General features: G+C 70.8%; 15 protein-coding genes and 1 pseudogene. 11 read left to right on the top strand and 5 right to left on the bottom strand.

The window, feature by feature from the left end; all coding sequences use genetic code 11:
- Nucleotides 1-72 precede the first annotated feature (72 nt).
- Nucleotides 73-693 (bottom strand): histidine phosphatase family protein, encoded by a 621-nt coding sequence (locus IE140_RS15170; RefSeq protein WP_150197849.1) that lies wholly within the window; start codon nucleotides 691-693, stop codon nucleotides 73-75.
- Between the two features lie 237 nt (nucleotides 694-930).
- Here IE140_RS15170 and IE140_RS15165 point away from each other — a divergent pair, with 237 nt between their 5' ends.
- A complete protein-coding gene (locus tag IE140_RS15165) occupies nucleotides 931-1,434 on the top strand; it encodes a hypothetical protein (RefSeq protein WP_229826802.1) in 504 nt (167 codons plus the stop codon).
- A 91-nt stretch (nucleotides 1,435-1,525) separates the two neighbouring features.
- Here the strand turns inward: IE140_RS15165 and acnA are convergent, their stop codons facing one another.
- Nucleotides 1,526-4,240 (bottom strand): aconitate hydratase AcnA, encoded by a 2,715-nt coding sequence (gene acnA / locus IE140_RS15160; RefSeq protein ID WP_150197845.1) that lies wholly within the window; start codon nucleotides 4,238-4,240, stop codon nucleotides 1,526-1,528.
- Between the two features lie 336 nt (nucleotides 4,241-4,576).
- Here acnA and IE140_RS15155 point away from each other — a divergent pair, with 336 nt between their 5' ends.
- The 3 genes from IE140_RS15155 (at nucleotide 4,577) to IE140_RS15145 (ending at nucleotide 6,756) form a co-directional block, all read left to right on the top strand.
- Nucleotides 4,577-5,542, top strand: a complete 966-nt coding sequence (locus tag IE140_RS15155) for a MerR family transcriptional regulator (RefSeq protein ID WP_150197843.1) — start codon at nucleotides 4,577-4,579, stop codon at nucleotides 5,540-5,542.
- A gap of 85 nt (nucleotides 5,543-5,627) precedes the next feature.
- Entirely contained in the window at nucleotides 5,628-5,963 is a 336-nt protein-coding gene (locus IE140_RS15150; protein WP_093813266.1) for a YnfA family protein, read from the top strand.
- 61 nt (nucleotides 5,964-6,024) lie between these two features.
- Nucleotides 6,025-6,756 (top strand): alpha/beta fold hydrolase, encoded by a 732-nt coding sequence (locus IE140_RS15145; RefSeq protein ID WP_150196873.1) that lies wholly within the window; start codon nucleotides 6,025-6,027, stop codon nucleotides 6,754-6,756.
- Nucleotides 6,757-6,796: 40 nt separating this feature from the next.
- Here IE140_RS15145 and IE140_RS15140 read toward each other — a convergent pair whose 3' ends face one another.
- Both IE140_RS15140 and IE140_RS15135 read right to left on the bottom strand, forming a co-directional pair.
- Entirely contained in the window at nucleotides 6,797-7,729 is a 933-nt protein-coding gene (locus IE140_RS15140; RefSeq protein WP_150196872.1) for an aminoglycoside phosphotransferase family protein, read from the bottom strand.
- Between the two features lie 33 nt (nucleotides 7,730-7,762).
- A complete protein-coding gene (locus IE140_RS15135) occupies nucleotides 7,763-8,197 on the bottom strand; it encodes a VOC family protein (RefSeq protein ID WP_150196871.1) in 435 nt (144 codons plus the stop codon).
- Nucleotides 8,198-8,403: 206 nt separating this feature from the next.
- Between IE140_RS15135 and IE140_RS15130 the strand changes: the two genes are divergently transcribed.
- The 7 genes and pseudogenes from IE140_RS15130 to IE140_RS15100 all read left to right on the top strand — a co-directional run bounded on the left by IE140_RS15130 (nucleotide 8,404) and on the right by IE140_RS15100 (nucleotide 14,334).
- Nucleotides 8,404-8,856 carry a RidA family protein gene (locus IE140_RS15130; protein WP_150196870.1) on the top strand — a complete coding sequence of 151 codons (453 nt, stop codon included), beginning with the start codon at nucleotides 8,404-8,406 and terminating at the stop codon, nucleotides 8,854-8,856.
- Between the two features lie 39 nt (nucleotides 8,857-8,895).
- Complete coding sequence (locus IE140_RS15125; protein WP_150196869.1) at nucleotides 8,896-9,543, top strand: TMEM175 family protein; 648 nt, start codon at nucleotides 8,896-8,898, stop codon at nucleotides 9,541-9,543.
- A gap of 173 nt (nucleotides 9,544-9,716) precedes the next feature.
- Nucleotides 9,717-11,246, top strand: coding sequence for a helix-turn-helix domain-containing protein (locus IE140_RS15120; protein ID WP_006128374.1), 1,530 nt, complete (start codon nucleotides 9,717-9,719; stop codon nucleotides 11,244-11,246).
- 156 nt (nucleotides 11,247-11,402) lie between these two features.
- Nucleotides 11,403-11,627: pseudogene (locus IE140_RS15115) on the top strand (helix-turn-helix domain-containing protein); the annotation flags it as partial.
- 420 nt (nucleotides 11,628-12,047) lie between these two features.
- Complete coding sequence (locus IE140_RS15110) at nucleotides 12,048-13,361, top strand: phytase (RefSeq protein WP_229826800.1); 1,314 nt, start codon at nucleotides 12,048-12,050, stop codon at nucleotides 13,359-13,361.
- Between the two features lie 269 nt (nucleotides 13,362-13,630).
- Nucleotides 13,631-13,816, top strand: a complete 186-nt coding sequence (locus IE140_RS15105; RefSeq protein ID WP_141720341.1) for a hypothetical protein — start codon at nucleotides 13,631-13,633, stop codon at nucleotides 13,814-13,816.
- 14 nt (nucleotides 13,817-13,830) lie between these two features.
- Nucleotides 13,831-14,334 (top strand): MarR family winged helix-turn-helix transcriptional regulator, encoded by a 504-nt coding sequence (locus IE140_RS15100; protein ID WP_150196867.1) that lies wholly within the window; start codon nucleotides 13,831-13,833, stop codon nucleotides 14,332-14,334.
- Nucleotides 14,335-14,375: 41 nt separating this feature from the next.
- Here the strand turns inward: IE140_RS15100 and IE140_RS15095 are convergent, their stop codons facing one another.
- Nucleotides 14,376-14,717 carry a hypothetical protein gene (locus IE140_RS15095; RefSeq protein WP_150196866.1) on the bottom strand — a complete coding sequence of 114 codons (342 nt, stop codon included), beginning with the start codon at nucleotides 14,715-14,717 and terminating at the stop codon, nucleotides 14,376-14,378.
- Between the last annotated feature and the right edge of the window lie 3 nt (nucleotides 14,718-14,720).

Raw genomic sequence — 14,720 nt, 5'->3', positions numbered from 1 at the left:
CGGGGTGCCGGCCGTCGGCGTGTCAGCGGTTCTGCGGGTGGAGGCGGGTGCGACGGCCGTGTCAGCCGCGGGTCAGCCGCCCTGGAGGCTTTCGGGCAGGGCGACGTTGAGCGCGGCGACGACCGGACGGCCGTGTTCCGTGCCGAGGCGGGAGACGGCTCCGGTGGCGATCTGGAAGAGGCGGCCCTCGGCCGGGGTCAGGCCGAGGTAGCGGGCGGTGAGGACGCGCAGGAAGTGCGAGTGGGCGACGAGCGCGACGTCCTCCTCGTCCGGGACCTCCTCGGCGGCCGACCGGACGCCCGCGAGCACCTGGTCGGCCCGCTGCCCGATCTGGGCGGGGCTCTCGCCGGGGTGCTCGTCGGAGCCGGGGTCGACGCCGTCGGTCCACAGGTTCCAGAAGGGTCGGGTGCGACGGATCTCCCGGGTGGTGATGCCCTCGTACCCGCCGTAGTCCCACTCCCGCAGCTCGGGGGTGACGCGGGGTGCGGGGAGCCCGGCCAGTTCGGCGGTGCGGCGGGCCCGGATCGACGGGCTGACCAGGGTGAGCCCGATGGTGCGGTCGGCCAGGAGCGGGACGAGCGCGCGGGCCTGGCGCTCCCCGATGTCGGTGAGGGGAAGGTCGGTCCAGCTCGTGTGCTGCCCGGAACGGGACCATTCGGTCTCGCCGTGCCGGATGAGGATCAGCTCGCCCATGGTGGTCCGTTCGCTTTCTGTCCAGGTGGTGCGGGTGGGGCCGACGGGGGCCACGTACGGTAAGCCCCTCAGCTGATCACTTTCCCGTGGGGGGACCGCATGTCCGACAACTTTCCGCCTCCGCCGCCCGAACAGCCGCAGCCGGAGCACCTGCCTCCGGCGGGGGCGCCTCCGGAGCGGCCTTCGCCGTGGGCCGCGCCCCCGGGACCGCCGCGGAAACAGCACACGGGGCTGATCGTGACGCTGGCCGTGGGCGGCGGGCTCGTCGTGGCGGGAGCGGTGGTGGCGCTCGTCTACTCCGCGATGTCCTCGGTCGAGGACTCCATCGCGCTGCCGCCGAGGTCGGAGGCACCCTACTCGGAGCCGTACGAGGAGGACCCGTACGAGGACCCGTACGAGGAGCCGTACGAGGAGGACCCGGCGGAAGCCGCCCCGGAGCCCACCGTGACCGAACCGGATGTGAAGAAGGACGTCACGATCACCGCGTGCACGCGCGATCCGCAGATCGGCTGGCAGTCGGCGAAGGTGAAGGTCGTGAACGGCTCGTCCACGACGGCGAGCTACCACATAGGGGTCGAGTTCCTCGACAAGGACGGCACCAAGGTCGCGGACGGTGTCACGGGAGTGCTCGACCTCGGGCCCGGCAAGAGCGTGGTGGAGGAGATCCACGGGCTCGGTGAGGTGCCGCAGGGTACGACATGCCGACTTGTCGACCTGACGCGGATGCCGACAGGGGACTGAGGCGGCCTCCGGCCACGGCCGCGGGAACGGCGCGAGGGGCGCGCACCGGGGAGAACCCGGGGCGCGCCCCTCGCGTTGTGCCGCTCGCTGATCAGCTGCGGATCAGGCTGCGGAGCACGTACTGCAGGATGCCGCCGTTGCGGTAGTAGTCGGCCTCGCCGGGGGTGTCGATGCGGACGACCGCGTCGAACTCCACACCGGTGTCGGTGGTGACCTTGACCGTACGGGGGGTGGTGCCGTTGTTCAGCTCGGTGACGCCGGTGAAGGAGAAGGCCTCCTCGCCGGTGAGACCGAGGGTCTCGGCGTTCTGGCCCTCGGGGAACTGGAGCGGGAGGACGCCCATGCCGATGAGGTTCGAGCGGTGGATGCGCTCGTAGGACTCGGCGATGACGGCCTTGACGCCGAGGAGCGCGGTGCCCTTGGCGGCCCAGTCGCGGGACGAGCCGGAGCCGTACTCCTTGCCCGCGAGGATCGCGAGCGGGGTGCCGGCGGCCTGGTAGTTCTGCGAGGCGTCGTAGATGAACGACACCGGGCCGTCGGCCTGGGTGAAGTCGCGGGTGTAGCCGCCCTCGGTGCCCGGCGCGATCTGGTTGCGCAGGCGGATGTTGGCGAACGTGCCGCGGATCATGACCTCGTGGTTACCACGGCGCGAGCCGTAGGAGTTGAAGTCACGGCGCTCGATGCCGTGCTCCGTGAGGTACTTGCCGGCCGGGGTGTCGGCCTTGATGGCGCCGGCCGGGGAGATGTGGTCGGTGGTGACCGAGTCGCCGAGCTTGGCGAGGACGCGGGCGCCGGTGATGTCCTCGACCGGGGTCGTCTCCATCGTCATGCCCTCGAAGTACGGGGGCTTGCGCACGTAGGTGGACTCGGAGTCCCACTCGAAGGTGTTGCCGGTCGGGATCGGGAGCGCCTGCCACTGGGCGTCGCCCGCGAAGACGTCCTGGTAGGACTTGTTGAACATGTCCTCGCCGATGGCGTTCGCCACGACGTCGTTGACCTCGGCCTCGGTCGGCCAGATGTCGGCCAGGAAGACCGGCTTGCCGTCCTGGTCGGTGCCGAGGGCGTCCTTGGTGATGTCGACCTTCATCGAACCGGCGATGGCGTACGCGACGACCAGCGGCGGGGACGCCAGGTAGTTCATCTTGACGTCGGGGTTGATGCGGCCCTCGAAGTTGCGGTTGCCGGAGAGGACCGACGTGACCGCGAGGTCGTTGTCGTTGACGGCCTTGGAGACCTCCTCCGGCAGCGGGCCGGAGTTGCCGATGCAGGTGGTGCAGCCGTAGCCGACGAGGTTGAAGCCGACCTTGTCGAGGTAGGGGGTCAGGCCCGCCTTGTCGAAGTAGTCGGTGACGACCTTCGAGCCCGGGGCGAGGGTGGTCTTGACCCACGGCTTGCGGGTCAGGCCCTTCTCGACCGCCTTCTTCGCCACGAGCGCGGCGGCGACCATGACGTAGGGGTTCGAGGTGTTGGTGCAGGAGGTGATCGCGGCGACGGTGACGGCGCCGTGGTCGATCTCGTAGGTCGAGCCGTCGGGGGCGGTGACGGTGGTCGGCTTCGACGGGACGCCGTTGGAGACGGCCGGGGCGTCGGAGGCCGGGAAGGACTCCTTGCCCGCCTCCTCGTCGTCCGAGACGTAGTTGCGGACGTCCTGGGCGAACTGCTGCGCGGCGTTGGCGAGGACGATGCGGTCCTGCGGGCGCTTCGGTCCGGCGATGGAGGGGACGACCGTGGCGAGGTCGAGCTCCAGCTTCTCGGAGAAGTCGGGCTCGGCCTTCGGGTCCAGCCAGAGGCCCTGCTCCTTGGCGTACGCCTCGACGAGGGCGACCTGCTGGGCGTCGCGGCCGGTCAGGCGCAGGTAGTTCAGGGTCTCGTCGTCGATCGGGAAGATCGCGGCGGTGGAGCCGAACTCGGGCGACATGTTGCCGATGGTGGCGCGGTTGGCGAGCGAGGTGGCGGCGACGCCCTCACCGTAGAACTCGACGAACTTGCCGACGACACCGTGCTTGCGGAGCATCTCGGTGATGGTCAGCACGAGGTCGGTGGCGGTGGTGCCGGGCTTCAGCTCACCGGTCAGCTTGAAGCCGACGACGCGCGGGATGAGCATGGAGACCGGCTGGCCGAGCATCGCGGCCTCGGCCTCGATGCCGCCGACGCCCCAGCCGAGCACACCGAGGCCGTTGACCATGGTGGTGTGCGAGTCGGTGCCGACGAGGGTGTCGGGGTACGCCTGGCCGTTGCGGACCATGACCGTGCGGGCCAGGTGCTCGATGTTCACCTGGTGGACGATGCCGGTGCCCGGGGGGACGACCTTGAACTCGTCGAAGGCGGTCTGGCCCCAGCGCAGGAACTGGTAGCGCTCCTTGTTGCGGCCGTACTCCAGCTCGACGTTCTGGCCGAAGGCGTCCTTCGTGCCGAACTTGTCGGCGATGACGGAGTGGTCGATGACCAGCTCGGCCGGGGCCAGCGGGTTGATCTTCGCCGGGTCGCCGCCGAGCTCCTTGACGGCCTCACGCATGGTGGCGAGGTCCACGACACACGGGACGCCGGTGAAGTCCTGCATGATCACGCGGGCCGGCGTGAACTGGATCTCCTGGCTGGGCTGCGCCTGGGAGTCCCAGCCGCCGATGGCCCGGATGTGGTCGGCGGTGATGTTCGCGCCGTCCTCGGTACGGAGCAGGTTCTCCAGCAGGACCTTCAGGCTGTACGGGAGGCGCGCGGAGCCCTCTACCTTGTCCAGCTTGAAGATCTCGTACGACTCGTCGCCCACGCGCAGCGTGCTGCGGGCGTCGAAGCTGTTCGCCGACACGACAGTCTCCTTCTTCAATGTGCGCGTCTACCGCGCCGCGCCTCATTGGCAGCCGGCGCCGCGTTTTGCCACCTACGGCTCCGGCCATCCGCTAAGGTAAGGCTTAGTTAGGTAACCCTTACCGGGCGGCGGCTGTGGTGCGCCTCGGCAGATATCTCGATGTCGAGATAACTCTAGTACATAGCCGCCGCTCGGTCATGCCCAGGTGCCCTGTGACCGCGCCGACACACGGACCGCTTGACGCGGAGCGCTCGACACGGGTGACGGCGCGGAGCGGCGGAGTGGAGCGACGGCACCTTGACCTTCCAGTCGGGTGGAAGGTTTACGGTCGGTGGTATGACCACCATGCGGATCTCCCAGCTCGCCGAGCGCAGCGGGGTGCCGGCCACGACCCTGCGGTTCTACGAGAGCGCGGGGCTGCTGTCCGCCGACCGGACCCCCGCCGGGTACCGGATGTACGGCGAGGACGCGGTCGACCGGCTGGCGTTCATCGGCGCGGCCAAGCATCTGGGGCTTGCGCTGGAGGAGATCGGCGAGCTGGTCGGGGTGTGGGAGGCGGGCGCCTGCCGCGATGTGAAGGCCGATCTGCGGCCCCGGATCTCCGCCCGGCTCGCCGAGGCCGAGAGCCGCGCCGCCGAGCTGGCGGCCTTCACCGCTTCCCTGCGCGGCGCTCTGGCCCACCTGGACACACTGCCGGACCGGGCCGGGCGGTGCGATCCGGGGTGCGGCTTCCTGGCGCCGGGGGCGGGGCCGGCAGCCCGAGGGTCTTCAGCCTCGGGGGCGGCAGCCCTGGGGGCGGCAGCCCTGGGGGCGGCAGCCCTGGGGGCGGCAGCCGTCTCCGGTGAGGCCGCCGTCTCCAGCGGGGCCCCCGTCTCCGGTGGGGCCGCCGTCTCCGGTGAGGCCGCCGTCTCCGGTGAGGCCGCCGTCTCCTGCGGATCCCGGGGCGGACAGCCGGTCGATGTCGTCCTGTCGCGCGGGCGGCGGGCCGCCGAACGGGAGGCGGAGCGGTGGCGTGCGGTGCCGGTCGCCTGTTCGCTGAGCGGCGACGGGCTGGGCGAGCGGACCGACCAGTGGCGCGACGCCGTCTCCGGCGCGAACCGGGCCGCCCTGCCCGAGGGCCTGCGGCTGACCCTGCCCGTCGACCGGGTCGCGCGCATCGCCGAGCTGGCAGCGGCGGAGCAGGCGTGCTGCCCCTTCTTCGACTTCCGCCTCCACCTCGACGGCCCGTATCTGCACCTGGAGGTCCGCGCGCCCGCCGACGGGGGCGCGCTGCTCGCGGATCTCTTCGGCTCCGCCGACTGACGCCCCCGTCCTGCCCCGCCCTATCCCCTCCTGCCCTGTCCCGTCCCGCCCTGCTTCAGCCACTCTCACCAGGAAGCCCTCCACCGTGCTCGTCGCCCGTTCCATCGCCCTGTTCGTCGTCGCCGCGCTGTTCGAGATCGGGGGAGCCTGGCTGGTCTGGCAGGGCCTGCGGGAGCACAAGGGCTGGGTGTGGGTCGGCGCCGGCGTCATCGCGCTCGGGCTGTACGGCGTGGTCGCCACCTTCCAGAGCGACGACAACTTCGGCCGGATCCTCGCCGCGTACGGCGGCATCTTCGTCGCCGGGTCGATCGCCTGGGGCATGGTCGCCGACGGCTACCGCCCCGACCGCTTCGACGTCATCGGGGCCCTGGTCTGCCTGGCCGGCATGGCCGTGATCATGTACGCGCCGCGCGGCAGCTGATACGGCCACTGAGCGGCAGCTGTACGGCCACTAATCTGGGGGCCTCGCTCGAGGGGGGCCGATGACAACAGCCGACGCACCGCCCATCGTCTTCGTGCACGGGACGCGTTTCAGCGCGGGACAGTGGAGTACACAACTCTCCGCCCTCCGGGAGGAGTTCCCGGTCACCGCCGTCGACCTTCCGGGGCACGGAACGCGCTCGGCGCAGCCCTGGAGCCTGAGCGGCGCGACCGAGGTCGTCGCCGCCGCGGTGGACTCGCTCGGTGGCGAACCGGCCGTGGTCGTCGGGCATTCGCTCGGCGGTTACGTGTCGCTGGAGTTCGCCCGGCGCTGCCCGGAGCGGTTGCGCGGGCTGGTTCTCGCGGGCGCCGGCGCGTCCACCCGCGGCCCCTGGGCCACGCCCTACCGGTGGGTCGCCGGCCTGGTCCCCCGCATCCCGGCGGACCGGCTGACCCGGTGGAACGACCGGCTGCTGCTGCGGCGCTACCCGCGGCACGTGGTGGAGGCGACCATCCGCTCCGGTTACGCCTTCCACACTTTGCCCGCCGCCTGGGGCGAGGTACTGGGCCGCTTCGGCACGGACGCGCTGCGCCAGGTGGCGGCGCCGGTGCTGATCCTGAACGGCGAGAAGGACACCGTCTTCCGGTCCGGCGAGGCCGACTTCGCCCGCGCGCATCCGGATGCCCGTGTCGAACTGATCCCACGGGCCGGACATCTCGCGAACTTCGACGCCCCGGACGCCTTCACGGACGCGGTCCGCCGCTTCGCCCGGCAGCTCGCCGTGGCCGGCTGACCATCATCCCGGTCACACCACATCGACGCGCAGTGCACGATCAGTTCACGGCCGTACGGAGAACGCGATCGAGCGCCGCCCGGCCCGCGGGCCCCCAGGCAGGCTTGCCGCCGGGAAGCCCTCGGTCCCCGTTGTCGCCCATGAGCATGAGGAACAGGCTTTTCAGCGCGGCCAGTCCACGGGCGCGCCGGATCGTCGCCCCGTCCGCATGCGCGTACGCGTCGAAGAACCGGGCGGCGGCGCCCTCGGGGAGGACGACCCAGGCGGCCGCGAGATCCCACGCCGGATCGCCGGCGAACAGGTCGCCGAAGTCGATCACGCCCGAGAGCGTCCCGTCCGCCACGACGACGTTCGCGGGGTGGAGGTCACCGTGCACCCAGACCGGCGGGCCCTCCCACGCAGGGGCGGCGACGGCGTCGTCCCAGACGGCCCGGACCTCCTCGGCCCTGCCGTAAAGGGCGACGGACCGGAAGAAGTGGTCGAAGCCCTCGGTGTACGTACGCGGGTGAGCGCCCCGGTCCACCACGCCCGGCGCCCCGGCGGGCGCCGGCGCATGGAGCGCCCTCAGGAAGTCCGCCAGGGTGTCCGCCGCGTGGTCGCCACGGCTGATCGAGGTGCGGTCCAGCGGCTCCCCGGGGACCCACGTCATGACCGTCCAGCGCTTCGGGAAGCGTGCGGACGGCTCCCCGGCCCGCACCGGGCGCGGAACGGGGAGCGGCAGACGCGGAGCCAGGAGGGGCAGCCACCGGACCTCCTTGCGCTGAAGCTCCGGGGCGCGTTCCGTACGCGGCATGCGTACGGCCAACTCGTCCCCGAGGCGCCACTGCTGGTTGTCCCAGCCGCCCGCGACCTCGCGGACGGCCAGCCCCGCGAGGTCCGGATGCTGCTCCCGGAGCAGGTCGCGGACCAGGTCCGCCGTGATCTCGATCTCGGCGGCGGAATCGGCGTCGGAGTCGGCGTCGGAGTCGGTCATGCCGAGCCACGGTACCGGGGCGTGCGCGGCACGTCAGTCGAGGCAGAACTCGTTGCCCTCGACGTCCTGCATCACGAGGCAGGACTCGTTCTCCTCGTCGGCGACGAGCATCTGTACCCGCTTCGCGCCGAGCGGCAGAAGTCGCGCGCACTCGGCCTCCAGCGCGGCGAGGCGCTCCTCCCCGACGAGCCCGGTACCGACCCGCACATCAAGATGCACGCGGTTCTTGACGACCTTCCCCTCGGGAACTCGCTGGAAGTACAGCCGCGGGCCCACCCCCGTGGGGTCCTGGCAGGCGAACCCCGCGTCCCGCTTCTCCGGCGGCAGGGAAAGGCCGTAATCGTCCCAACTGGCGAACCCCTCCGGCGGCGGCGGTACGACATACCCCAACACCTCGCACCAGAAGTGCGCGACGCGCGTGGGCGACGCACAGTCGAAGGTGATCTGAACCTGCCTGATCGACGTCATCGGGCCACCCTAGGAGGCGCCCTGTGCACCGGTCATCCGAATTTCCTCGCCACGCCGGTCACCACGCGAGCCGCCGTGCGCGTTGCCGTGAGCACTGCCGTGCGAGTTGCCTGCAAAAGGAGGGGCGGGACCCGGCGCGCGCTGAAAGGATCACCCCGCACGCCCTCAGCACGCGACGCCCCGACCACGCAGGAGACGCACCCATCGTGACCCGTACCAGCGCCGTTTCGTTGATCCGTTCCCGTACCCTCTCCGACGTCGCCGAGTACGCCTACGCCGCCACGGCGCCCGCCGGGGCGCGGCTGATCTTCCTCGCGGGTTCGTGCCCGCTCGACGAGCACGGCGGGACCGTGGCCGTCGGGGACTACGCCGGCCAGGCGGCACAGGCCGTGGCGAACCTGCGGACCGCGCTCGCCGACGCCGGCGCCTCGGTCGAGGACGTCATCAGCACCCGGGTCCTCGTGGCATCGGCGCGGCAGGAGGATCTCGTGGCCGCCTGGCAGGTGGTCCGGGACGCCTTCGGCGACCACGACGTGCCCAGCACCCTGATGGGCGTCACCGTGCTCGGCTACGCCGACCAACTCGTCGAGATCGAAGCCGTGGCCGCCGTCCTCGACGAGCCGGAGCCCGAAGGACCGGCTTGCCCGCCGTCGGCGTAATGACGGGGTGAGCCTCCGCGTCCCCTCACCCTGAGGCGGGTGAGCGATGCCCGAGCCGCCGCCGAGCAGGCCGACGAGAAGAGCGCGGACCGTCTGACGACCCTGTCCGACGGGATCTTCGCCATCGCGATGACCCTGCTGGTCCTGGACCTCCATGTCGAACCGGGCCTGGACAAGGACGCGTTCACCGATGCCGTGCGCCAGGCGCTGCCCGACCTCGGCGCATACGCCTTGAGTTTCACGATCCTGGCCGGGTTCTGGCGCGATCACCGGCTGATCGTGCGTCTCGTCCCGCGCTTCGAGGGAGTGGCGCTGCGGTTCGCGCTGATGTGGCTGGGCGCCATCGCTCTCGTCCCGTTCCCGACGGCCCTGCTGTCCGAGTATGCCGGGCGCCCGCTGGCCGTGGCCGTCTACGCGGGCATGGTCGCCGTCACGAACCTGCTGGAGCTGGCGATGTTCCTTGCGGGCCGGCGGCAGACGGAACATGCGACGGAGGCCTCCCGCAGTGAAGTGGGCCGGGCCGTCACCGCCGATCTGGCCTCGACCGCCGCACTCTTCGCCGCGACGGTGCCGGTGGCCTTTCTCGCCTCGCCTCCCACGGCCATGTGGTGCTGGCTGGCACTGGTCCCCATCAAGCTCCTGCACCGCAAGCGCGCCACCGCCCGTCGGCACGGCCGGGCGAGCTGAGCACCGGCAAGGGCGGGCCCGGGCCCGCCCCCGTACGGAGGCACCGACCGCGCCGTCTCCTCCCGCACGAGCGACGATGGGGAGACCCGGCCGCGCGGAGCCGGTACACACCCGTCACTCGAACGGCACACCCCCACAGCATTCTCATCTCATATCTGAGATAGCCTGCCGACATGTCAGACGACTACCTCGTACGTATCGGCAAGCTCATCCGTGACGCCCGTCAGCACCGGGGCTGGACACAGACGCAGTTGGCCGAGGCCCTCGGCACCAGCCAGAGCGCCGTCAACCGCATCGAGCGCGGCAACCAGAACATCAGCCTTGAGATGATCGCCCGTATCGGCGAGGCTCTCGACAGCGAGATCGTGTCGCTCGGGTACGCCGGGCCCATGCATCTGCGGGTCGTCGGCGGCCGACGGCTCTCCGGGGCCATCGACGTCAAGACCAGCAAGAACGCCTGTGTGGCGCTGCTGTGCGCCTCGTTGCTCAACAAGGGGCGTACGGTCCTGCGCCGGGTGGCCCGGATCGAGGAGGTGTTCCGGCTCCTGGAGGTGCTGAACTCCATCGGGGTGCGCACCCGCTGGGTCAACGACGGGGTGGACCTGGAGATCGTGCCGCCCGCGCAGCTGGACCTGGCGGCGATCGACGCCGACGCCGCGCGCCGGACCCGCTCGATCATCATGTTCCTGGGGCCGCTGCTGCACCGGACGGAGCAGTTCACCCTGCCGTACGCGGGCGGCTGCGACCTGGGCACCCGCACGATCGAGCCGCACATGATCGCGCTGCGCCGCTTCGGCCTGGAGATCGCCGCGACGGAGGGCCTGTACCACGCGCAGGTCGACCGCACCGTCGCCCCGGACCGGCCCATCGTGCTGACCGAACGCGGCGACACGGTGACCGAGAACGCCCTGCTGGCCGCCGCCCGGCACGACGGCACGACGGTGATCCGCAACGCCTCGTCCAACTACATGGTCCAGGACCTGTGCTTCTTCCTGGAGGCCCTGGGCGTACGGGTCGACGGGGTCGGTACGACGACGCTCACCGTCCACGGGGTCCCGCAGATCGACGTGGACGTGGACTACTCCCCCTCCGAGGACCCGGTCGAGGCGATGAGCCTGCTGGCCGCCGCGGTGGTGACCGAGTCCGAACTCACCATCCGCCGGGTGCCGATCGAGTTCCTGGAGATCGAGCTCGCCGTCCTGGAGGAGATGGGCGTCGACTGCGACCGCACCCCGGAGTACGCGGCCGACAACGCGCGCACCCGCCTGGTGGACCTCACCGTCCGGCCCTCCAAGCTGGAGGCCCCGATCGACAAGATCCACCCGATGCCGTTCCCCGGCCTCAACATCGACAACGTCCCGTTCTTCGCGGCGATCGCCGCCGCGGCGCACGGCCAGACCCTGATCCACGACTGGGTCTACGACAACCGCGCGATCTACCTCACCGACCTCAACCGCCTGGGCGGCCGCCTCCAACTCCTCGACCCCCACCGGGTCCTGGTCGAGGGCCCCACCCGCTGGCGCGCCGCCGAGATGATGTGCCCGCCCGCCCTGCGGCCCGCCGTGGTGGTACTGCTGGCGATGATGGCGGCCGAAGGCACCTCCGTGCTCCGCAACGTCTATGTGATCAACCGCGGTTACGAGGAACTGGCCGAGCGGCTGAACTCGGTGGGGGCGCAGATCGAGATCTTCCGGGACATCTGAGGGGCGCGATGCCGTGCCCCTCGATGCGAGGGGCACGACACTTCAACATGCCAGCTGACCTGCGGATACCCACCTTCACGACCCTCCCTACTGAGGTTGAACTCGCAATGTCGTAGGGGCTGACGGTTCGTCGTTCACTGCGGTGCCACCAGAGGCATGCAGTATCCGCAAGGGGGCGGGCTGACCGCCGAACGTCAGCAGTTCCGCAGGTAGTTACGACTTCAGGCCGCAGAGCAGTTCGCGCAGGGTGAGGCGAGTTCGGTGATCGCCAAGGACCTGCGGGTCAGCGTCCGGTCGGTGCAGCGGTGGCGGCAGACATGGGAGCAAGGTGGCCCGAGGGCTCTGCGCTCGCAGGGTCCGGCGTCTCTGCCGAGGCTGAGCCCGTGAGGACATCCCTCACCAGGAGCTGGAGTTCGTCGACCACATCGTTCCGGCCACCGACGCGATGACTCTCGACACTATCGACCAGGCCTGACCTGTCGCGCCGACCGATCTGAACAGACACCACCCGGCGACGTCGCCGCACGACCAGTACCGACGCCGAACCTCGACCCAGGTCGCCCGGAAGTCACGGCAGGCAGGAAGGAGGGAGCCGTCCCAGCACTCCCCAACCACCCTCGTTGCACCGCTCGATGGACAGCCCCTGTCCCCCTTCGGCACACACCCTCTCGCTGTCCGGTCTGTCGTTCATCCCGTGTACATGAGGGACAAGAGTTACCCGCCATGCGACCGCTGCCGTACGGCCACTCTCCGGAGTCAGGCTCTCGCAGGTCCAACCACCCGCCGGCAGAGGAGACCAGTGTGCCTCGCTCCACCATCGTCCGATCGACCGTGCTGACCGTGACCATGGCTCTCGCGGTGGCGGCACTGGCTGTGCCCGCCGAGGCCCGGCACCGCCTGCACACCGACGACCTACCGGTCGTGACGCCCCGTGCGGAGACGCCGGTGCTGCACGACGACGACGAGGGCGGCAACGCCGACGCGGACGACCCGGCCATCTGGCGCAACGCCGCGGCCCCCGGCCGCAGCCTCGTCGTCGCCACCGCGAAGGAGGGCGGCCTGCGCGTCTACGACCTGGACGCGCGACTGGTGCAGTCGATAGCCGCGCCTCCCGCCGCGGGTGAGGGCGATGCCCCGGGCCGCTTCAACAACGTGGACCTCGTCCACGGTCTTCGGCTCTCCTCGGGGAAGGCCGACCTGGCCGTCACCAGTGACCGCGGCCACGACCGACTGCGCTTCTACCGCGTCGACCGGGACCGGACCGGCGGCCCGCTGACCGACGTCACCGACCCCGCCGCACCGCACGTGTTCTCCCAGGACCAGGCAGAGGTAAACGACCAGCGGACGGCCTACGGCCTGGCGACCTGGACGAACCCGGCGACCGGGAAGTCCTACGCCCTGGTCAGCCGCCGCGAGCGCACCGGCATCGCCCTCCTGGAACTGCTGCCGACCGCGGGCGGCAAGGTCACCTACCGCAAGGTCCGCACCCTGGACCTGCCCTCCTCCTTCCGCCTGCCCAACGGCACCTCGTGGTCCCCGTGCGGCGAGCCCGGCGAACTGCCGCAGGTCGAGGGCATGGTCGTCGACCCGGCCAACGGCATGCTCTACGCCGGTCAGGAGGACGTCGGCGTCTGGCGGATGCGCGCCGACCTCACCGGCAAGCCGAAGCTGATCGACAAGGTCCGCGAGTACGGCGTCCCCGGCGTCCACGACGAGGAGACCGAGGAGTGCACGCCGGGCACGGACCCCGGCTTCGGCGGCACGAGGATATCCGCGGACGTCGAGGGTCTGACGCTGCTCGGCGAGTCCGACGGCGACGGCTACATCCTCGCCTCCAGCCAGGGCGACAACACCTTCGCCGCGTACGACCGCGAACTGGAGGACGCCAACGAGTACGAAGGCGGCTTCCGAGTCACGGCCTCGAACAACACCCTCGACGGTTCGGAGGAGTGCGACGGCGCCGCCGTCCTCAACGCCCCACTCGGCTCCAAGTACCCCAACGGCCTCCTCGTCGTCCAGGACGGACACGACTCCCCCGGCGGCGGCGACGACCGCGACGCGACCAACTTCAAGTTCGTCGACCTCGCCAAGGTCATGGACGCCCTCGACGACTGACCCCTCTCCGGCGGGCCACTCCTGCGGTCAGGTGGCCCGCCCCGTGACTGCACGGTCAAGGTGGAGGTGGGCCGGGCCAGTTGCGAGCCGGCATGCCCGTGACAGCCATGATCGCTGCCTCGCGGGCGGCGCGGCGGGCGGGCACGGCCTCCCCGCCCTCCACCCTCCCGACGCGCGCCCGCTCGTCACGGCCGAGGAGGGCACGGATTCCCGTGGGCTGACCGCGCCGTCCGGGAGGTGACCCCATCAGGCTGCCGGATGAGTACTCAGTGCGGTTTCGTGATGCACCCGCCGGCTGCGTGGGTGAGCCGTCGTCGGCGCATCACGCGGTGGGCTTCGGCATGACGATCCGGGCCGCGACGGACCCGAAGATGACGGTGGCCAGCGGTTTTGTTGCGAACCCGGGCGAGTTGCAGAAAGTGTCGCATGCCGATGGTTCGGTGCGCCGGATGTAGATAGCATCACGATCATGGAATTACTGACTGGATCCACCACCGATCAGGCGCCGGCGAACCCGGCCGCCACCGATGACATGCTGGCCACTCAACCGGTCGGGTACTGGTGTGGCCTGGCCCAGACGGCCGTCACCCGGCATCTGCGTGACGCGATGGCCAAGGTCGACGTCACGCAGCCGCAGTACTGGGTGCTCAACCGCGTGAACGGCGGCCCTGCGGCGCCGAGCCGCGAGGAGGTCGTCGCACAGCTGACGCACCTGGCCGACGGGCCGCACGAGATCGCCAGGGTCGTCGACCAGTTGCTCCACCGTGAATGGCTTCGGATCGACGACGGGCAGCGGCTGCACCTCACGGATGCCGGGGAAGCCGCCAGGGTGCGGCTCCGTGAGCTGGCGACCGAGGTACGTGCTGTGGTCCACCAGGGCATCAGCGACGAGGAGTACGTGGCCGCGCTCAAGGTGCTGCGCAGGATGGTGGCCAATGTCGAGGCCGACGGGACTCCCGGCCAGCCGTCCTGATCTTGCGATGCGGTGACGAACCCCGCTGGGAACGGATACGGTCACCGGGTGATCATCGGTCGGCGTGAACACACGAAGATCATTCGGTGGCCGTGAGCACTGGCGTGGCCATGGCCCGCCGACGGATGATGTCCCACCAGGGCAGTGCCGTATCCGGTCAACACGAGTGCCAGGACGAATGACTGGCCGAGGTAGGCGGCCTGGCGGCCCTGCTCGGTGGCGGCGGCGGTGTCGATGCCACCGCCCCCGGTGATGGCGAGCACCCAGGCCAGCAGTAGGCAGCCGGCCGCTGTGAGGAGGGTCAGGACGACGACGGCGCGTCCCGCGGTGCGCGGCCGGATCAGGTGCACGGCAAGCAGAAGAAGGCCGACCACCGCGTACATGCT

The sequence above is a fragment of the Streptomyces parvus genome, from assembly GCF_014648875.1.
GTDB classification, from domain to species: Bacteria; Actinomycetota; Actinomycetes; order Streptomycetales; family Streptomycetaceae; genus Streptomyces; species Streptomyces parvus.
This window is presented reverse-complemented; position numbering and strand designations above follow the sequence as displayed.